At 38.3% G+C, this 19,245-nt stretch carries 27 protein-coding genes and 1 pseudogene; 24 read left to right on the forward strand and 4 right to left on the reverse strand.

The features are described 5' to 3' along the window. Positions 1-202: 202 nt before the first annotated feature. The 3 genes and pseudogenes from EII37_RS11125 to pcp all read left to right on the forward strand — a co-directional run. Positions 203-571 (forward strand): annotated as a pseudogene (locus EII37_RS11125) (MarR family winged helix-turn-helix transcriptional regulator); the annotation flags it as partial. Between the two features lie 15 nt (positions 572-586). Continuing rightward, on the forward strand, positions 587-838 hold the full coding sequence (locus EII37_RS11130; RefSeq protein ID WP_398585871.1) for a DUF1304 domain-containing protein: 252 nt from the start codon (positions 587-589) through the stop codon (positions 836-838). Between the two features lie 112 nt (positions 839-950). After that, the gene (gene pcp / locus EII37_RS07195) at positions 951-1,595 is read left to right on the forward strand and encodes a pyroglutamyl-peptidase I (RefSeq protein WP_124788094.1); all 645 of its coding nucleotides are present in this window, start codon (positions 951-953) and stop codon (positions 1,593-1,595) included. Between the two features lie 27 nt (positions 1,596-1,622). On the opposite strand, the gene EII37_RS07200 is transcribed toward pcp, so the two are convergent. Next, on the reverse strand, positions 1,623-2,480 hold the full coding sequence (locus EII37_RS07200; RefSeq protein WP_124788095.1) for a DUF975 family protein: 858 nt from the start codon (positions 2,478-2,480) through the stop codon (positions 1,623-1,625). Between the two features lie 118 nt (positions 2,481-2,598). On the opposite strand from EII37_RS07200, the gene tgt reads away from it, so the two are divergent. The 6 genes from tgt (at position 2,599) to comGB (ending at position 9,519) form a co-directional block, all read left to right on the forward strand. Continuing rightward, positions 2,599-3,741, forward strand: a complete 1,143-nt coding sequence (gene tgt / locus EII37_RS07205; protein WP_124788096.1) for a tRNA guanosine(34) transglycosylase Tgt — start codon at positions 2,599-2,601, stop codon at positions 3,739-3,741. A 132-nt stretch (positions 3,742-3,873) separates the two neighbouring features. Continuing rightward, complete coding sequence (locus EII37_RS07210; RefSeq protein WP_124788097.1) at positions 3,874-5,691, forward strand: acyltransferase family protein; 1,818 nt, start codon at positions 3,874-3,876, stop codon at positions 5,689-5,691. 140 nt (positions 5,692-5,831) lie between these two features. Then, positions 5,832-6,983 carry an N-acetylglucosamine-6-phosphate deacetylase gene (gene nagA, locus EII37_RS07215; protein WP_001134550.1) on the forward strand — a complete coding sequence of 384 codons (1,152 nt, stop codon included), beginning with the start codon at positions 5,832-5,834 and terminating at the stop codon, positions 6,981-6,983. A 190-nt stretch (positions 6,984-7,173) separates the two neighbouring features. Next, positions 7,174-7,539: a DUF1033 family protein gene (locus EII37_RS07220; RefSeq protein ID WP_124788098.1), complete on the forward strand. Its 366-nt coding sequence runs from the start codon at positions 7,174-7,176 to the stop codon at positions 7,537-7,539. Between the two features lie 74 nt (positions 7,540-7,613). Continuing rightward, positions 7,614-8,555 carry a competence type IV pilus ATPase ComGA gene (gene comGA / locus EII37_RS07225; protein ID WP_124788099.1) on the forward strand — a complete coding sequence of 314 codons (942 nt, stop codon included), beginning with the start codon at positions 7,614-7,616 and terminating at the stop codon, positions 8,553-8,555. Then, positions 8,503-9,519, forward strand: coding sequence for a competence type IV pilus assembly protein ComGB (gene comGB, locus EII37_RS07230; protein ID WP_124788131.1), 1,017 nt, complete (start codon positions 8,503-8,505; stop codon positions 9,517-9,519). The genes comGA and comGB overlap by 53 nt, the downstream gene beginning before the upstream one ends. A 93-nt stretch (positions 9,520-9,612) precedes the next feature. Here comGB and EII37_RS07235 read toward each other — a convergent pair whose 3' ends face one another. The 3 genes from EII37_RS07235 to EII37_RS07245 form a co-directional block, all read right to left on the reverse strand. Further along, positions 9,613-11,052, reverse strand: coding sequence for a recombinase family protein (locus tag EII37_RS07235; RefSeq protein WP_124788100.1), 1,440 nt, complete (start codon positions 11,050-11,052; stop codon positions 9,613-9,615). Positions 11,053-11,194: 142 nt separating this feature from the next. After that, positions 11,195-11,743: a hypothetical protein gene (locus EII37_RS07240; RefSeq protein WP_084911926.1), complete on the reverse strand. Its 549-nt coding sequence runs from the start codon at positions 11,741-11,743 to the stop codon at positions 11,195-11,197. 10 nt (positions 11,744-11,753) lie between these two features. Next, a complete protein-coding gene (locus EII37_RS07245; protein ID WP_124788101.1) occupies positions 11,754-12,467 on the reverse strand; it encodes a LexA family transcriptional regulator in 714 nt (237 codons plus the stop codon). Between the two features lie 248 nt (positions 12,468-12,715). Here EII37_RS07245 and EII37_RS07250 point away from each other — a divergent pair, with 248 nt between their 5' ends. The 15 genes from EII37_RS07250 (at position 12,716) to EII37_RS07310 (ending at position 19,245) form a co-directional block, all read left to right on the forward strand. Then, the gene (locus EII37_RS07250) at positions 12,716-12,934 is read left to right on the forward strand and encodes a helix-turn-helix transcriptional regulator (protein WP_124788102.1); all 219 of its coding nucleotides are present in this window, start codon (positions 12,716-12,718) and stop codon (positions 12,932-12,934) included. A gap of 269 nt (positions 12,935-13,203) precedes the next feature. Then, positions 13,204-13,350 carry a BOW99_gp33 family protein gene (locus EII37_RS11555; protein ID WP_398585870.1) on the forward strand — a complete coding sequence of 49 codons (147 nt, stop codon included), beginning with the start codon at positions 13,204-13,206 and terminating at the stop codon, positions 13,348-13,350. A 42-nt stretch (positions 13,351-13,392) separates the two neighbouring features. Beyond that, positions 13,393-13,722 carry a hypothetical protein gene (locus EII37_RS07255; RefSeq protein WP_003039199.1) on the forward strand — a complete coding sequence of 110 codons (330 nt, stop codon included), beginning with the start codon at positions 13,393-13,395 and terminating at the stop codon, positions 13,720-13,722. A 264-nt stretch (positions 13,723-13,986) separates the two neighbouring features. After that, positions 13,987-14,676: an ERF family protein gene (locus tag EII37_RS07260; RefSeq protein WP_124788103.1), complete on the forward strand. Its 690-nt coding sequence runs from the start codon at positions 13,987-13,989 to the stop codon at positions 14,674-14,676. A gap of 3 nt (positions 14,677-14,679) precedes the next feature. Next, positions 14,680-15,006: a hypothetical protein gene (locus EII37_RS07265; RefSeq protein ID WP_003039072.1), complete on the forward strand. Its 327-nt coding sequence runs from the start codon at positions 14,680-14,682 to the stop codon at positions 15,004-15,006. A gap of 12 nt (positions 15,007-15,018) precedes the next feature. Continuing rightward, a complete protein-coding gene (locus EII37_RS07270) occupies positions 15,019-16,008 on the forward strand; it encodes a DUF1351 domain-containing protein (RefSeq protein WP_124788104.1) in 990 nt (329 codons plus the stop codon). Continuing rightward, a complete protein-coding gene (locus EII37_RS11135) occupies positions 16,009-16,170 on the forward strand; it encodes a hypothetical protein (RefSeq protein WP_185695969.1) in 162 nt (53 codons plus the stop codon). Then, the gene (locus tag EII37_RS07275) at positions 16,167-16,709 is read left to right on the forward strand and encodes a MazG-like family protein (RefSeq protein ID WP_084868820.1); all 543 of its coding nucleotides are present in this window, start codon (positions 16,167-16,169) and stop codon (positions 16,707-16,709) included. Before EII37_RS11135 ends, EII37_RS07275 begins: the two co-directional genes overlap by 4 nt. Continuing rightward, the gene (locus EII37_RS11140) at positions 16,706-16,882 is read left to right on the forward strand and encodes a hypothetical protein (protein ID WP_185695970.1); all 177 of its coding nucleotides are present in this window, start codon (positions 16,706-16,708) and stop codon (positions 16,880-16,882) included. Before EII37_RS07275 ends, EII37_RS11140 begins: the two co-directional genes overlap by 4 nt. After that, entirely contained in the window at positions 16,872-17,447 is a 576-nt protein-coding gene (gene ssb, locus EII37_RS07280; protein ID WP_124788105.1) for a single-stranded DNA-binding protein, read from the forward strand. The genes EII37_RS11140 and ssb overlap by 11 nt, the downstream gene beginning before the upstream one ends. A 201-nt stretch (positions 17,448-17,648) precedes the next feature. Continuing rightward, on the forward strand, positions 17,649-17,849 hold the full coding sequence (locus EII37_RS07290) for a hypothetical protein (protein ID WP_124788106.1): 201 nt from the start codon (positions 17,649-17,651) through the stop codon (positions 17,847-17,849). Next, a complete protein-coding gene (locus EII37_RS07295; protein ID WP_260424855.1) occupies positions 17,842-18,132 on the forward strand; it encodes a hypothetical protein in 291 nt (96 codons plus the stop codon). The genes EII37_RS07290 and EII37_RS07295 overlap by 8 nt, the downstream gene beginning before the upstream one ends. 48 nt (positions 18,133-18,180) lie before the next feature. Then, positions 18,181-18,384, forward strand: coding sequence for a hypothetical protein (locus EII37_RS07300; RefSeq protein WP_124788107.1), 204 nt, complete (start codon positions 18,181-18,183; stop codon positions 18,382-18,384). Continuing rightward, positions 18,381-18,800 carry a helix-turn-helix domain-containing protein gene (locus EII37_RS07305; RefSeq protein WP_124788108.1) on the forward strand — a complete coding sequence of 140 codons (420 nt, stop codon included), beginning with the start codon at positions 18,381-18,383 and terminating at the stop codon, positions 18,798-18,800. Before EII37_RS07300 ends, EII37_RS07305 begins: the two co-directional genes overlap by 4 nt. A 10-nt stretch (positions 18,801-18,810) precedes the next feature. After that, the gene (locus EII37_RS07310) at positions 18,811-19,245 is read left to right on the forward strand and encodes a hypothetical protein (protein WP_124788109.1); all 435 of its coding nucleotides are present in this window, start codon (positions 18,811-18,813) and stop codon (positions 19,243-19,245) included.

Consider the following 19,245-nt stretch of genomic DNA (forward strand, 5'->3'; position numbering starts at 1 on the left):
TATCTGCAACCTCAAAGCTGTGCTTTGAGCAACCTGTGGTTAGCTTCCTAGTTTGCTCTTTGATTTTCATTGAGTATCAATTTGAATGGAAAATGGAAAGTTAGCATCTAGTAATGGCTCAAGCAACATTCTTGTAATCTATTTTACTTTATATTATACCTGATTAGTCAACTATTGATAGATTAATTTAAAGGAGAAAGAAATGCTAGAGGTTCAAGATTTACTGTATCAACTCCGCTTGTCTGAGCAAGCGAGTACGCAATTGTTTGAAAAAAGGTTTGGGATTAGTTTGATACGGTATCAGATTTTACTGTTTTTACTGGAGAATTCTCCCTGTAATCAAATGGCAGTTCAGGAGCGTTTGAAGATTGATCAGGCTGCTTTGACATGGCATTTCAAGATTTTGGAAAAGGAAGGTTTGGTGGAGCGTCATCGCAATCCTGAAAATCAGCGAGAAATGTTGGTAGAGGCTACGAAGTATGCCAAGGACCAGTTAGTGATGAATCCCCCTCTTCAGTATATCAATGTCAAGCAAGAGATGGAAAGTATTGCAACGCAATCAGATGCGACTAGTTGTGTCTTTAACATGGACAAGGAAGAACTGGCTCGTCCGTCAGTAAGTTCATTGTTTAAAAATCAAGGGATTTATAATGCTCTGCTAGGAGTCTTTCTCTTGTATGGGATTTATTTCTCACAGAATTTAGAAATTGTGACTATTTTTGTTTTATTTGTGATTGGTGCTGCGGCTTATGGCTCTCTCACAGCAGATAAGAAAATTATTTTGAAGCAAGGTGGACCAGCTATTTTGGCCTTGATTAGTATTTTATTCTTTAAATAAATTTGAAAGTCGGTACTAGTCTCGCTAGTCCTTTTCACTCCAGAAGAAGAGAAATATGTTATACTTGTTTTTAAGAAAAAAGTCTCATTGAATTTGTTTTGAGGAGTTAGAAATGAAAGTATTAGTGACAGGTTTTGAGCCCTTCGGAGGGGAAAAGGTCAATCCAGCTTTGGAGGCCGTTAAAGGTTTACCAGCTGAAATCCATGGTGCTGAGGTCCGTTGGTTAGAAGTGCCAACAGTCTTTCACAAATCGGCCCAAGTATTGGAAGAAGAAATGAGTCGTTATCAACCTGACTTTGTCCTTTGTATCGGCCAAGCAGGTGGAAAATCTAGCTTGACGCCTGAACGAGTGGCTATAAATCAAGACGATGCACGCATTCCTGATAATGAGGGTAATCAACCGATTGACCTTCCTATTCGTCCAGATGGTGCTTCGGCCTACTTTAGTAGTTTGCCGATTAAAGCGATGGTTCAGGCTATAAAAAAAGAGGGCTTGCCAGCCTCTGTTTCCAATACAGCAGGGACTTTTGTCTGCAATCATTTGATGTATCAGGCCCTCTATTTGGTAGAAAAGAAATTTCCACATGTTAAGGCAGGTTTTATGCATATTCCTTATATGATGGAACAGGTGGTGAATCGACCGACTACCCCAGCTATGAGTTTAGTGGATATTAGGCGAGGGATAGAAGCAGCAATTGGCGCCATTATAGAACATGGAGATCAGGATCTCAAATTGGTAGGCGGAGAAACTCATTGATAGAAAAAAGCTTGAGGGGAAAATCCTTCAAGCTTTTGGACGTTTTCGAGCCAGTACTGCTCGGTAAAAAATTATTTTATTGATTTGAATGTAGGGTAGGAGTGAGAAACTAGCAATTCCAAAGGTAATCCAATTGAGGAAATACCAAGGAAGGAGTTGTAAGTCTAGGACAAAGCGCTGAAACTTATAGCCTTTCATCAGGAAACGGCTGGTCTTAAGGATTTGTTCTGGTTTGGCTTGTCCTAAGTCTAGGGTGTCACAGAGGAGAAATTCTACCTGCGAATAGGCATAGTATTGTGGAATATAGAGACTATTTCCCACAATCATCAAGAGGATACTTGCTAGAAAGTAGAGACCAAAGGTCAAGAGGAAACGCTCAGTTTCAATTGACGTGAGATCCAGATTGGGAAACTCAGGGTGAAGGGCAACGAATTTCTTTGCTAGAAAGCTACTGTAAAAGAGGAAGTAAATCCCGAGTAAACTAGGAATGCTCCATAAGAAGAGATAGAAGCGTTTGAGAAGAAGAGTCAAAAAGGTTTGTGAAAAGTGCTCTTCGTTAAATAGAGTCAGACTATTTTTGATGGATGGTTCTGTATCGGGATTCTTGATGAGTTTCAGCGTTGTATAAACTGAACTGGTCAGGAGAATCGTCCCGATAAAGGAGACTAATAGTGGAAAAAGGTAGGCTTGGAATACATGACCAAGCACGCTTAACAAGGATTGCTCTAAAATAGACTCGTTAATACGCTCTAAGGGATTGAGGAAGCCAGACAAGATGACCAGTATACTAGGTAAGAGATAGACGAGAAAGAGGCGGGGATTTTCAGACTGAAATTGTCTGGCCTGCAGACGAATGGTTTTTAAATCAATTTTTGGGTATTTCATTCTCTCATTATACCATAGTTCGTGACAGTTCCAGCTTTTTTTGATAAAATCATACAGTATGCCCTTGTGGGCACAAAGTATGAACTGGGACTGTCTTTCCCAGCTTCGGAGGTAAAAAATGTCAGATTCACCAATCAAGTATCGTTTGATTAAGAAAGAAAAACACACAGGAGCTCGTCTGGGAGAAATCATCACTCCCCACGGTACCTTCCCAACACCTATGTTTATGCCAGTTGGGACACAAGCCACTGTCAAAACTCAGTCGCCTGAAGAATTGAAGGAGATGGGTTCGGGAATTATCCTATCAAACACCTATCATCTCTGGCTTCGCCCTGGGGATGAACTCATTGCACGCGCTGGTGGTCTCCACAAGTTCATGAATTGGGACCAACCAATCCTAACGGATAGTGGTGGTTTCCAGGTTTATTCCCTAGCTGATAGCTGTAATATCACAGAAGAAGGAGTAACCTTTAAAAATCATCTCAATGGTTCTAAGATGTTCCTATCACCAGAAAAAGCCATCTCTATTCAGAATAATCTGGGCTCAGACATCATGATGTCCTTTGACGAATGTCCTCAGTTTTATCAACCTTACGACTACGTTAAGAAATCAATCGAGCGTACCAGTCGTTGGGCTGAGCGTGGTTTGAAGGCTCACCGTCGTCCGCATGACCAAGGGTTATTTGGGATTGTGCAGGGGGCAGGATTTGAAGATCTTCGCCGCCAATCGGCTCATGACCTTGTCAGCATGGATTTCCCAGGCTACTCTATCGGTGGCTTGGCAGTGGGAGAGACTCATGAAGAGATGAACGCAGTTTTAGACTTCACTACTCAACTCCTTCCTGAAAATAAACCTCGCTACCTGATGGGAGTGGGGGCACCAGATAGCTTAATTGATGGGGTTATTCGTGGGGTGGATATGTTTGACTGTGTCTTGCCGACTCGTATCGCCCGTAACGGAACTTGTATGACCAGTCAGGGACGTTTGGTTGTGAAAAATGCTCAGTTTGCTGAGGACTTTACGCCACTGGATCCTGAGTGTGATTGCTACACATGTAAGAACTATACACGCGCTTACCTTCGTCACCTGCTCAAGGCCGATGAAACTTTCGGTATCCGCTTGACTAGCTACCACAATCTTTACTTCTTGCTTAACCTGATGAAGCAAGTGAGACAAGCCATCATAGATGACAATCTCTTGGAATTCCGTGAGTATTTTGTGGAAAAATATGGTTACAATAAGTCAGGGCGCAATTTCTAATAATTGTAATGTAGAATGCTAAAATCCTAAGTTTTCTCTTAGGATTTTTCTTCTTTTTTTGATAAAATAAGGTGTATTATGGAATGAGAATTAGATGTTTTTACAATCTAATCGAATGGAGAATAAACTCGTATGCGTATTAAATGGTTTTCCTTGATTAGGATTACAGGTTTACTATTGGTACTCTTGTATCATTTCTTTCAGACCATCTTTCCTGGAGGATTTTTTGGGGTAGATGTCTTTTTCACTTTCTCAGGATTTTTGATCACCTCCCTCCTTTTAGAAGAGTTTGGCAAGAAACGTCAGATTGATTTACTAGGCTTTTTTAAGAGAAGATTTTACCGTATCGTACCACCCGTGGTTCTCATGGTATTGGTGACCATGCCCTTTACCTTTCTAGTTCGGCAAGATTATGTGGCTGGAATTGGGGGTCAGATTGCAGGTGTCTTAGGTTTTATGACCAACTTCTATGAACTCCTAACAGGTGGGAGTTATGAATCTCAGTTCATTCCTCATTTGTTTGTTCATAATTGGAGCTTAGCTGTTGAGGTTCACTACTATATCCTTTGGGGATTGGCAGTTTGGTTCTTATCCAAACAGTCTAAATCAAATGGTCAGTTGAGGGGGATGGTTTTTCTCTTGTCTGCTGCTACCTTCTTGATTAGTTTCTTCTCCATGTTTATTGGTAGTTTAATGGCCAGTTCCTATTCCACTGTCTACTTTTCAAGTCTAACCCATGTCTACCCTTTCTTTTTAGGAAGTATACTTGCAACAGTTGTGGGCGTTCGTCAGACGAGCGATTTAGTCAGACAATTTGATCGAATGTGGAATCTACGCCAGAATCTGTTAGTATTTGGAGCAGGTCTCTTAGTATTATTACTGTTGACTTTCTTTGTTAAGTTTACCTATCTCTTTGCTTATCTATTTGGATTCTTGATGGCCAGTTTAGCAGCCATGGCTATGATTGTTGCTGCGCGTGTCTTGCATGAAAAAACTCCCAATATAGAAGAGCCAAAGGTAATCAGTTTTCTAGCAGATACTAGCTATGCAGTTTATCTTTTCCATTGGCCATTTTATATTGTTTTTTCTCAGTTACTGGGCAATTTACCGGCTGTTATTCTGACAATTATCTTTTCATATTTTTTTGCTAGCCTATCTTTTTATGTTATGGAACCTTTGATCGCTGGAAAGACAAGTCCTATAATACGGAAAATTGCTAGCTTACCTCATATACAAGTAATTAGCACATCTACTTTTGGAATTCTTAGCTTGCTCACAGTAGTTATCATAGCCCTAGCTCCTCAGGTAGGTGACTTTGAAACGGATTTGATGGTCAATGGTTTCAAACAAGCACAAACCAATATTGGGCAAACTAAAATGCTTGCTGAGCAGGCAGAAGTAAGTCGTTTGGGCATTGTAGAAGGAACGAGTTTAATTGGTGATTCAGTTGCTTTGCGTGCAAATACAGCCTTGAAAGAAGCACTTCCTGATGCAAATATTAATGCTCAGGTTAGTCGTACTACCAAGCAAGCCAATGACATTATGCTCAATAACAGCCAGAACAAGGCACTTTTAAAAACAGTTGTCATTGCAACGGGTGTTAATAATCCTGAGGGTTACAAGAATGATTTGGACAGTCTTGTTAATAATTTGCCAAAAGGTCATCATTTGATTTTAGTTACACCTTACGAGGGAGATAAGAGCAAGGATACATACGCATCGGTGGAGCAGTATGCAAACTATGCACGTGAATTAGCTGAAAAGACTCCTTATGTAAGTATTGCTGACTGGAATAAGGTTTCTAAGGAACATCCTGAAATCTGGGCTGGAACAGACCAAGTTCACTTCGGGAATGACAATAGCAAGCTAGAAGAAGGTGCTAAGCTATACGCAGAAACGATAGCAGTTGCTGTTAAGGCTGCTCAAGAACAACCTGTGAAATCAAAATGAGATAAAAGAGTTGGAGAAATCCAGCTCTTTTAAAATATCTCTAGAAAATAGGTCTATACCATTTACAAATGAATCAGAAAAGTTTATAATGTAATTGACATAATAAATATCAAAAGTAATCTTTTAAGGAGGTCATTATTATGCCTAATTACGTTAAAGCAGATCAGTTTTTCTATCCATTTGGCATTCGTCGCGGTGGGTACTTAGAACTTGTTGATGGCAAATTTGGGAAACATGTGGATCAAATTCCTGAAGGAGCAGAGGTTCTTGACTATACTGGTTATAGCATTGCACCAGGTCTTGTGGATACTCATATTCATGGATATGCAGGTGTAGATGTGATGGACAATAACATTGAAGGGACATTGCATACTATGAGTGAAGGACTTCTTAGTACCGGTGTTACCAGTTTCTTGCCCACAACTTTAACAGCCACTTATGAGCAATTGCTTGCAGTCACTGAAAATCTTGGAAACCATTATAAAGAAGCAACAGGTGCTAAGATTCGTGGGATTTATTATGAAGGTCCATACTTCACAGAAACTTTTAAGGGGGCACAAAATCCAACTTATATGAGAGACCCGGGTGTTGAGGAGTTTCATTCTTGGCAAGATGCTGCAAAAGGGATGCTAAATAAAATCGCTATTGCACCAGAACGTGATGGGGTGGAAGATTTTGTACGTACTATTACAGGTGAAGGTGTGACAGTTGCACTTGGACACTCAGATGCGACATTTGAACAAGCTAAGAAGGCAGTTGATGCTGGAGCTAGTGTATGGGTACATGCCTATAATGGGATGCGTGGTTTAACACACCGCGAACTTGGTATGGTAGGAGCTATGTATGAGCTCCCACATACTTACGCAGAATTGATTTGTGATGGTTATCACGTAGATCCAAAAGCTTGTGAGATTTTACTTAAGCAGAAGGGGACAGAAAACATCGCTCTTATTACGGACTGTATGACAGCTGGTGGGCTTGAAGACGGTGACTATATGTTGGGAGAATTCCCTGTTGTAGTAGCAAATGGAACTGCACGTCTCAAATCTACTGGTAATTTGGCAGGTTCTATCCTCAAACTTAAAGATGGTATGAGAAATGTAGTCGAGTGGGGTATTGCAAATCCACATGAAGCAGTCATGATGGCCAGCCTCAACCCAGCTAAATCTGTTAATATTGACGATGTCTGTGGACAAATTCGTGAAGGTTATGATGCAGATTTTATTGTTTTAGACAAAGATTTGGAATTGGTAGCAACCTACCTAGATGGTGTGAAACGATATCAAGCATAAGATAGAAAGCAGAAGTTAGAGGCTAGCTTCTGCTTTTTTATTATGTGGCTATTAGTCCGTAAGGCAGCAGATCAAATTCAGTCTTCCATCAGATGGCTGGATTTTTTATCTGGAAATTAAGAAATGAGCATATTTCTTTCCTTGTTTGTCTGAATTGGTTATAATATACGGTACAAAGGAATGAATGAATATGTATCGTGTTATAGAAATGTACGGAGATTTTGAACCTTGGTGGTTTATAGAAGGTTGGGAAGAAGATATTGTAGCAAGTAGAAAATTTGACCAGTATTATGATGCTCTCAAATACTACAAGACTTGCTGGTTTAGATTGGAACAAGAATCCCCTCTTTATAAAAGTAGAAGTGACTTGATGACCATTTTTTGGGATCCAGAAGACCAACGCTGGTGTGATGAATGTGATGAGTATTTACAACAATACCATTCTTTGGCTCTTTTGCAGGATGAGCAGGTTATTCCAGACGAAAAGCTACGCCCAGGCTATGAAAAACAAACAGGTCAGGAAAGGCACCGTTCTTGCCGTATGAAATTAAGATAGAGAAAAAGTAACTTTTTGGAGTTGCTTTTTTATTTTTCCAAATCTTTGCGAATAGTATAGGTGAGGAGGTAAGTATGGTTCAAGAAATTGCACAAGAAATCATTCGTTCGGCTCGGAAAAAAGGGGCACAAGACATTTATTTTGTCCCTAAGTTAGACGCCTATGAGCTTCATATGAGGGTCGGAGATGAGCGCTGTAAAATCGGTTGTTATGATTTTGAAAAGTTTGCCGCCGTCATCAGTCACTTTAAGTTTGTGGCGGGTATGAATGTGGGAGAAAAGCGACGTAGTCAACTTGGTTCCTGTGATTATGAATATGACCAGAAGATGGCGTCCTTACGTTTATCTACTGTAGGTGATTATCGAGGGCATGAGAGTTTAGTGATTCGCTTGTTGCATGATGAGGAGCAGGATTTACATTTTTGGTTTCAGGATATTGGAGAACTGGGCAAGCAGTACAGGCAACGTGGTCTCTATCTTTTTGCTGGTCCAGTCGGAAGTGGCAAGACAACCTTAATGCATGAATTAGCCAAGTCCCTCTTTAAAGGACAGCAAGTCATGTCTATCGAGGATCCTGTCGAAATCAAGCAGGAGGACATGCTCCAGTTGCAGTTGAATGAAGCAATCGGACTAACATATGAAAATCTAATCAAACTTTCTTTGCGTCATCGACCAGATCTCTTGATTATCGGAGAAATTCGTGACAGCGAAACGGCGCGTGCAGTGGTCAGAGCTAGTTTGACAGGTGCGACAGTCTTTTCAACCATTCATGCCAAGAGTATCCGAGGTGTTTATGAGCGCCTGCTAGAGTTGGGTGTGAGTGAAGAGGAATTAGCAGTCGTTCTGCAAGGAGTCTGCTACCAGAGATTAGTCGGGGGAGGAGGAATCGTTGACTTTGCAAACAAAGACTATCAAGAACACCAGCCAACTAGCTGGAATAAACAGATTGACCAGCTTCTTAAAGATGGACATATCACAAGTCTCCAGGCTGAAACGGAAAAAATTAGCTACAGCTAAGCAAAAAAATATCATTACCTTGTTTAACAATCTCTTTTCCAGCGGTTTTCATCTGGTGGAGACAATCTCCTTTTTAGATAGGAGTTCTCTGTTAGACAAGCAGTGTGTGACCCAGATGCGCACGGGCTTGTCTCAAGGGAAATCATTCTCAGAAATGATGGCTAGTTTAGGCTTTTCAAGCGCTATTGTCACTCAGTTATCCCTAGCTGAAGTTCATGGGAATCTTCACCTGAGTTTGGGAAAGATAGAAGAGTATCTAGACAATCTGGCCAAGGTCAAGAAAAAGTTAATTGAAGTAGCGACTTATCCTTTGATTTTGCTAGGTTTTCTTCTCTTAATCATGCTGGGACTACGTAACTACCTACTACCACAACTGGATAGTAGCAATATTGCCACCCAAATTATCGGCAATCTGCCACAAATTTTTCTAGGCATGATAGTTTTTGTTTCAGTAGGTGTCCTTTTAGCACTCACTTTTTATAAAAGAAGTTCTAAGATGCGGGTCTTTTCTATCTTAGCACGCATTCCTTTTCTTGGAATCTTTGTGCAGACCTATTTGACAGCCTATTATGCGCGTGAATGGGGAAATATGATTTCACAGGGAATGGAGCTGACGCAGATTTTTCAAATGATGCAGGAACAAGGTTCCCAGCTCTTTAAAGAAATCGGTCAAGATCTAGCTCATGCTCTCCAAAATGGTCGAGGATTTTCTCAGATGATAGGAACCTATCCTTTCTTTAGGAAGGAATTGAGTCTCATCATCGAGTATGGAGAAGTCAAGTCTAAGCTGGGGAGTGAGTTGGAAATCTATGCTGAAAAAACTTGGGAAGCATTTTTTACCCGAGTCAACCGCACCATGAATTTGGTGCAGCCACTGGTCTTTATCTTTGTGGCTCTAATTATCGTTTTACTTTATGCGGCAATGCTCATGCCCATGTATCAAAATATGGAGGTAAATTTTTAAAATGAAAAAAATGATGACATTCTTGAAAAAAGCGAAAGTGAAGGCTTTCACACTTGTGGAAACAAGAGTATCTAAATTTGTTATTTTTCCGACCTAAATTCTCCAATTTATATCAATGATGCCAGGTTTAACAAATACCTTATCTATCAGATTTTTAATCGCAAAAGATTGCTCCTCATAACTCAATTGAGTGATATCCTTTGTGCCTAATAATTTTTGGAATTGCTTTCGGTTTTCTTCTTGGTGGATAGCTGGGTTATTATTAAGCTCATTTTCTAGTAAGTCTTTTTGTTTTAAGAATGTGTAAGTTTGAGTTTTTAACTCATCTAATGAAATCATATCGTTAAGGTAGAGGTCATTAAGTCGTTTCATTTTATTATTAAGGCTATTGATTTGATTTTCTATTTCCTCAACATTTATTATTTCTGGAGTTTCAAACATTTTATTTAATTTAGCCTTATTTAGCTGCAAGAGTCTTACTTGACCTAGTACGTATATTTCAATATCATCCTTTTCATAAAAGCCAGAGTTGCATTTTTGGCCATTGTTATATACTGTAATTCCTTTTGTGGTTCTTGGAAATCTATTTACACATTGGTAGCGTATATTGCGCGTGCCATCTTTTCGTTTAGTTCCTAGAGTGACTCCCATTGGAGAACCGCAGTACCCACATTTAATAATGCCGGATAACATATATTTAGCCCTAAATGGCCTTGTGTTTTTGTTAAATTCATAGGTCTCAAGTTGTCTCTTTTTAAGTTCTTTTTGCACAGCCTCAAATGTCTCACTATCAATTATTGGATCATGATTACCTTGATATACTTCTCCTCTAAATCTAACCATTCCCATATAAACTGGATTTCTTAAAACCCTACTAACTCCTTGATAGTTCCAAGGTTTGCCATTTCTCAACAAATCATTTTCATTAAGATAGTCTCTTAATTTTGTTAGTGATCTACCGGATAAGTACTCATTAAAGATAGTTTTTACAATAATAGCCTCTGCTTGGTTGATATTAAGTGAGCTAGTAACTTTATCATAATTATAACCAAATGCAATAGTACTGGTCATCATAGGTTTACCAGACTTAGCACGGCCAATCTTACCCATCATCATACGTTCTCTAATAGTATCCCTATCTAATTGCCCAAAGGCTGACAGAATACCAACCATTGCTTTTCCTAGAGGGGTTGAGGTATCAAAGTTTTCTGTTAAGCTGATAAAGCCTATTCCATTTTTTTCTAGTACATCCTCAATAAATGAAATGTTATTACGTTGCGAGCGCCCAAGTCTTTTTAAGTCATAGACAATCATGGTATTAAATTTTTTCTTTTGGGCATCTCTCGATAGTCTGCTTAATTCTGGTCTCTCAATCGTAGCCCCAGAGATACCAGCATCAACATAAGTATCATGGATTTTCCATTTGTGTATGCTACAGTAGCTTGTAAGCAATGCAATTTGCTCATCAATACTATAACCCTCTTCTGCTTGTCCTTTTGTACTCACGCGCACATAAATAGCAACTTTATTCATCGTTAGCCTCCCTATTTTGTAAGTTTTATGGTAAAATAGGGTATAGAAAAAAGACCTATACCCTTAGTGTTTTAGGTTGCTTTTCAAATTGGTTTAAGTCCCATGCTCAAATTTTGGTCGAGGAGAGCAGGGGCTTTTTATTTTAGTTGTTTACTTTTACTTTCATAGATTTGTTTACAATGCCACTTTCTTCAGCAAGTGTTGTATCATCTTCTGATTTGATATATAGATCAGGTGAGTTGGTAAATCCTAGATCATATCCATTATCAATTGCCCAATTGGAGAAAGTACTTTCTTTGATGCTATATAAACTATCAGCGATTTTTTGAATTTCACTGTTAGAGTTATATTTAACATCTTGAGGGACATAAAGATAGATAACATTATTACCAACAGGTTTAACTGTTACCTGGTATCCACTAGCGCTTAACTGATTATTGATTTCAGTAGTAAGATGGGATGCAAATTCAGTATTTGAAACCTCTGTATAATCTTTACCATCGTTTTTTACTTCTTGTGATGATTGGCTAGTTTCTTCTTTGCTTGATGATGTACTAGTCTGCTCTGTTTTGTCAGTTTCTTTACTGTTATTTTTTGTGCTATCATTGCCACCGATAAAAAAGCTGGCAACCCAGACTAACAGGATAATTGCGATAAGAGATGACAAGCATCCCCCTTTTTGTTTTTGCATAGTATTCTCCTTAATTTTCCCTATAGATACTAATCACTTCCCCAATAGTGCGGATGTCATCGTCTTCTGATAGATAAATTTCCTCATAATTATTGTTAAGACTTTGTAAATACCAAGCACCGCCATAATCACGCTTGAGTTTTTTTACAAAGTTTTTTCCATTCACTTGGAAAATTCCAATACTATTAACATCAACTTGACTTTTCACATCAATAAAAAGTAAGTCGTTGTTTTCTATAAGCGGTTCCATACTATCCCCAACAACTTGTGCGATAGTATCGTATTTTTCTGGTACTTCTTCTTCCAAAAGTTCAACTTCCATGTGTAAGTTTTCCTCTTGATAGCTACCTAGACCAGCAGCAACTACACCCTCAACATAAGCAGTGACTCTTTTTCTATCATCGAAAATAGAGATAACATTATTTTCCTGCTCATTTAGTTGTTTCTCTGCGTAAGTGATAACATTTTCTTGCCTGCTAGGTTCGAGTTTGTCGTAAAGCCATTGTATTTTTGAGGTATCTCCAAACATCATTGTCTGAGGTTCAACCCCAAAATATTTTGCTATTTCTTCTATTTCATATATTTTAGGTGAGCGAGTACCAGCCTCCCATTTTGAAATAGTAGATTTTGTTTTGCCAACTTCCTCAGCTAGTTGCTCCATAGTAAGATTTTTTTGCAATCTATACTTGTTTAGCATTTGAGGAAAGGCTATTTTAGTTTCCATTATCCCACCTCCTTTTTAATCTATTATATAGTGCAATTATAACTCAGTGTATCAAAAATGTCAACAAAAACGAGTAATAAAAAGAAACAAATAAGCCAAAAACGCTGATATAAAGGGTTTTTAGATATAAAAAGAAAAAAAGTTGACTTTTTTTACACAAAAGTGTTGACAAAATAGAAACAAAGGGATAGAATTACATTGTAGAGTTGACAAAAAGGAAACTCGAAATAAACAGAAAGGAGTAATTTATGGAAAAAGTAGTAGCAGATAAAAATGCTTTTGAAAAACTGCTGGATAAAAGTGGGCTAAAGCGTAAAGTTATCGCTGAACGTTTAGATATTTCTCGGAGCACTCTGTATAAGAAACAGAAAAATCCTAGAAATATAGGAGCAGATGAAATGGCAGAGTTTGCGGACGTCTTAGGGGTTGATCCTAAAACAGTTTTAAATGCCATTTTAATTTCATAGGTAGTTGACAAAAATAACACAACAGAAAGGAATAAAGTGAAAAGAACAAAAAAAGCACCTACGGACTGCAATCCAAGTAAGGCGCTTGTTTAAAAATAACTACTTTAATTATACCACATAATGAAAGAACTGAACAGCACACAACAACTATTAGTAAACAATTGGCAAAGGAAAAACTATCCATTAAGCGAGATTTTAATTGATAGTTTGGTAGGTTTGACAATTGTTGACACTCTCGCAATTTTAGCAACTGCTAGAAAGGAAAGAAAATGGTTAAAGAGCATTACATAGTAACGCACACAATGGCAGACGGAACCAAAAGAGACAGTATTGCCGGATATGTTATCCCTGACGATAACCCAGTATATGAGCTTTTTAGAAAAGTAAATGAGCGTAGATTGGAGGCTAACGGTTAATGAGATACATATTTCACCAATACCCATGAAAACTATACCTCTTTGAATAATGCTTTTTTGCAAGATACTAATTTGAGCTTGCAAGCAAAGGGATTGCTTGCTGAAATCCTTAGCAACAAGGATGACTGGCGCATCTATATAAGCGAACTTGAAAAAAGGTCAACTAATGGTAGGGATGCTCATAAAGCAGCTTACAAGGAATTACAAGAGGCAGGATATATACGAGTTGTAAGATTTAGTAGAGGATATAAAAAAGGTGTTGAAAATTATGTTTTCGCACAAGATATACCAATAAAGGATAGTCACTTAGATTATTTTAAACAGATATTAGATAGAGAGTTATCCAAAGGTAAAGGTAATTCAACTTACTGAAAAATCAACAGTTGAATTATTCAATAATTGAGAAAATCAACAGTTGAATTATTCAATAATTGAGAAAATCAACAGTTGAAAATTCCACTACTAATAAATACTAACTATACAACAAGTACCAATATATAACAATGTAGTGCTAGCGCACACTAAAAAACAACAATCTTGAGCCTAACGGCACTAACTAATAATAACTACTAACAAATAACAAACTCATCCTTATAGATAATAAGGGAATTACAGAGTTTTTACAGGAGGAGGAAAATGGCAAGTTTAACTTTCCCAGAGTTGCAACAAAAAATGCAATTAGAAAAAAAGAAATCAAAAGATGTAAAGTACGCATTTAGAAATGCCGAGGACATCTATACAACTTTCAAAGAGCTAAAAAGCGATTGGTCTGTAATCGTAACTGATGAACTCATTGAGCTTGTTGGAAAAATCTTTGTAAAAGCAACAGCCGTAGCTTTTAATGATGAGACAGACGAGAGGTACCAATCAACAGCATACGCTGAAATGAGTCCAGTTCCAGTATTTAATACCCAAAAAGGACAGATTAAACAAATGCAAGAACCGCAATGGACAGGTGCAGTCAGCTCATACGCTCGAAAATATGCCTTGCAGGGATTGTTTGCGATTGGTGAAAAAGATATTGATGAGTATCCAGTAGAAGAAACCCAAGTACAAGGACAGACTAATCAGCAACAGAAACCAAACAACCAGCAAGCTCAAGAACAACAAGTAAGGTACATTGATAACATTCAGTATCAAGAAATCATCAAGAACGTTGAAGAGATTGCGACGATTAAGGGAGCGCCATTTGATACAGTTGCCAATTTTGTGTTGAGCAAGTACCAAATAGACGATTTCCACAAAGTCCCAGTTGATGGCTATAACATAGTGATGGAATATCTCACTAAACAAATTCAAAAAGCATACGAAAAACAAGGAGTATAAGACATGACTGAAAATAAAATTTATTCGCCATGGGCTTTCACAGAAAACGAAAGCCAAAAACATAAATCTAATCTTTCAGCTCTAAAAGAGTTGAAAGAGAAATATATCATCAAGGACAAATGGAATTACGACAAAATGAATGAACAAGATCAAGAAACCGTTGATGTTGTATATGGTCGAGTTGGTGGTGGTTACGGGAATTCACTGTATGAGATTTACAAGAATACCCCTAATTTATCAAAAACAGAACTTGCCTTAATTTGTGATAATGGCAATTTATGTTTTGGACATTCATCATCAGGTAGTAAAATCAAAATTTTCACAGACTAGGAGAACGAAGACATGGTAAAAGATGTAACTAATAGCTTGACAGAAATTAAGGTAGATTTCCAACCTGCAGTAATCAATGTTGATTATGATAGCGTGGAGAAACAACTTGCAGCAATCGTTGCACAGTACACAAATTATGAGGTAACTGCATCCACTTACAAGGCTGATTATGATGAGCGTACACGCCTAAATAAATTAAAAGAGGCGTTGGAAACTCGGCGTAAGGAAATCAAAAACAACATTAATAATCCATACAAGGAATTTGAGAAGTGGTACAAGAAAACAGTTGAGCCATTGGATAATGTCATCTCAAACATCACAGCAGGACTTAATGCGATTGATGAACATGAACGATTGATGCGCGTGGATGTCGTGCGTGCCACATTTGAGGATAAGTGTATGGTCGCAGGGATTGAAAAATCCACATTTGCTGACAAATACGATGAGTACAGCCTCAAGAAACATTTTAAAACAGGCAAGTATGAGCTGAAAAAGACAACACTTGATGAAATGGATGCTTTAGTGCTTTCAGAATTTGATGCCCTGGAAGAATATAAGGCCAACAAGCAAGCTATCCAAGAGCTAGCTCAAGAGTACGATTTGCCAGCTGACAGCTATATCAGACATCTTGAAGATGGTAAGAGTCTTGTTGATATTTTCAAGATGATGAAAACTGATCGTGATGCTGAGATTGCACGCAAAGAGCAGAAAGAAATCCAAGCAAAAGCAGAAGCTGAACGACTTGCAGAGATTGAACAATTGGCCAAAGAAAATGCAAATGCGAATATCAAGGCTTACGATGCTGAAACAGGCGAGATTTTGGAACAGGGTACAATTACACCAGAACCACAAAATAACATGCGAGAGGTGGCAAAATTTGAGCCAAGCGAGCCTTTAACAATTAACTTGCGTTTGACATTGCATGGTGGAAAATCTCAGCTTAACCAGTTGCAAGAATGGCTTGAGGATAACTTTATCAGCTTTGAAACTTTGGAGGGTTAGGTGGAATTTAGAAAGTATCAACTTATTTTAGAATTTGAGGAGGCTAACAGGCCTCTCTCACAAATTGAAAAGAAAAGCCTTGCTATTTACTCTATCGAGTATTTAAAAGTGGGGCTAGATAGCTTAGAACGTGAATATTGCAACAGGAGGTATGCACAATGAAATTTAATGAACTGATTGAAAATGTAAAAGGTTGGTCAACAGCTAAGGAGCTTGACAAAGCAAGCCCATTATCTCAGATGCTCAAACTCAATGAAGAGTGGGGGGAGCTCAATGGTGCGACAGTACGAAAGGATAAGGAAAAGATAGCTGATAGTGTTGGAGATATGATGGTTGTCTTGACTATCCTAGCTCAACAGATGAACTTTTCTAAAATCCATTTGTCTCTCAATCCGGATGAGAACGGACAGCATAACTTTCATTATGTAGATCAGTGGTCAGTAGAGTTACTGTACTTGCACATTGCTAATGAAATTGGGTTGATTGCGCGTGGTTTGGTTGATGTTTCAACTAATACAAATCGCATTAACGCACGCACTCAAATTCAGTTAAGTAGCCGTAACATTGCTATTTATCTGATGTTTGTTGCTAAGAAATTTGATTTGACTTTGACAGAGTGCCTTGAATTGGCATGGAATGAAATCAAAGACCGTCAAGGAAAGATGGTGGATGGAGTCTTTGTTAAGGAGTCTGACCTATGAGATGTTTTTATGTCAGTGGAAAAATTGGAAGTCTTGATTTGGGGTCAGAAATCAATGCAGAAAATTCATTTATGGCCGCTATTGAGTTTGTGAAACGATATAGCGACTTATTAAAGTTTGGTGCACATGAAATAAAGGTATCAGAAGTAGAGGAGGTGCAAAATGATAAATAACGTTGTTTTAGTAGGGCGACTTACAAGAGATGCTGAACTAAGATACACGCAATCTAATATTGCGGTTGCTACGTTTACTCTTGCTGTAAATCGTCCATTTAAGAACGAGGCTGGAGAGCGTGATGCTGATTTTATCAATTGCGTTATCTGGAGACAGTCAGCTGAAAATCTTGCTAATTGGGCTAAAAAAGGCTCTCTTATCGGAGTTACAGGAGTAATTCAAACACGTAGCTATGATAATCAGCAAGGCCAACGTGTTTATGTCACAGAGGTTGTTGCTAGTAATTTCCAATTGCTAGAAAGTCGTAACAGTCAGCAAAATACTCAAGGTCATCAAGACAATCATGGTGCTTATCAGCAACAGGGTTACAGTAACCAGGGCAGTTCTTTCCAAAACGGAAATAACACAGGGAACAATTTCCAAAATGGAAATAGTTACGGACAACAAGGTAGTTTCTTTGAGGGGAACACAACAAATCCAGTTCCTGATTTCACCCGTGATAACAATCCATTTGGCAGACCGACAAACCCATTGGATATCAGTGATGATGATTTGCCGTTTTAAGAGCCGATGATCATGCTAGAAAAGGAGTACGCCCTCTACAAAGGCGATGAACTGTTGGGCATGGGTACTGTAAAGGAATTAGCTCGACAGTTTAATGTAAAAATAGAAACAATACACTACTACAACACGCCAACGTACAAGAGGAGAACGAACCCGAACAGAGCAAGACGACTTGTACCGTTGGATTAGGATGAGGGAAATATGAATTTAACAATCAAAGCAGGAGACTATGTGAAAGTACTTAGAAATGGGGAGTTTCACAATATAGTCCAGGTAAAGAGGATATACGGTAGTGTTATAGAAACAACTCATGGTATCTATAACGCTGATACTTTAGCAAGTCGAATCAATAAGACTTGTATTATTTCAGGTGTTGTAACATGGGAGGATTTTCATGGATAGAGAAAGCGTAAGAGTAAAGGTAGATTTACAATGTCCGTTTTGTGGTTTTTGCAAGATGATGAAAACCGGGTCGCACAGAAAAGGGATTACATGCCCAACCTGCAAGCAAACAGTATTCTTGGCATGGGCAACTGGTGTTGAGGGTGAACTTGATAAGTATGGATATTATTTCCACGCTTACGAGCCTTTCAATATCCGAAAAATCAACCAAGAGTTTCAAGATGCTTTTGAAGATGCAGCACCTAAACACTCTTTCACCATCAGAAATAAGATGAGAGGGTGAAATTACTTTTACAATCAGTATTAAACCAATTTGAAAAGGAAAAACAACATGACACAATTTGATTTTATTTTAATTCTAATCGCTATTATCACAACAACCTGGGCTGGTATTATTACAGCTGTTGCTAAAATTGCAGTTTGTGAGTACAAAAAACAAATCAAATACTATCAACATCCGGAAATACAAGTAAAGATTGCACAGAATGCAATACAACAGCGTTTCTTTGAAAATGGAGGGGAGGTATTTAGATGAAAGTATTTGATGGCGCTAAAATGCGTGCTATCCGTAAAGAGGCAGAGCTTACTCAGTATGATCTTGCCCCTATGGTCGGTATCAGTCAAAATCGAGTAAGTGACATTGAGAGAAATGTTACAACTCCAACGAATGAGGAAATCGAGGCATTTGCCGATGCCCTAAATACTCAAGTATCATCATTTTTAAGCAACGAGTCAGAAATTGAGGTTATTGCTAATACCTTTACAAAAAAGAAAAAGGATACAGATGCAGAGTCTCACTTTGACACCCCAACCGAGCAAATGGAGCTATTTGTTGATGATACTTTACTAGGTCATGACCTGACAGGATATGTATTGATCAGCCATAAAAGATATCTGGAGTTGTTAGATAGTCAAGATCGCTTAAAGCAGTTACAAAAACTTTTGAAGTAAGGAGGACAATATGGATAAAAAACTTATTGGGTTAGACCTAACCCACATTGCAGATGGAGGATTACAGGAGAAACTAGACAAAGAGCTTGAAAAAGTCTTTGATAACATCCTTGACCTAAATACAGATGCGAAAGCAAAACGAAAAGTGACTATCACGCTTACGATGTCAGCTAACGAAGAGCGTACAGTGGTTGATACTATCATGGAGGTAAAATCAAAATTTGCGCCTCAAAATGGAGTAGCTACAACAATTCTTGTTGGGCGTGATTTTGATACAGGGCAAGTACATGCTAACGAGCTGAAAAGTACAGTTCCTGGTCAAATGTACTTTGACGAAAATGGGGAAATCCTTACTGATATTGGGCAACCAGTGGCAGAAATTGAACAACAGACGGAAACAAAACCAGATATTATTGATTTCAACAAAAAGAAAGTAGGTAACTAA

This window comes from Streptococcus sp. OH4692_COT-348 (assembly GCF_003859975.1).
Taxonomy (GTDB): domain Bacteria; phylum Bacillota; class Bacilli; order Lactobacillales; family Streptococcaceae; genus Streptococcus.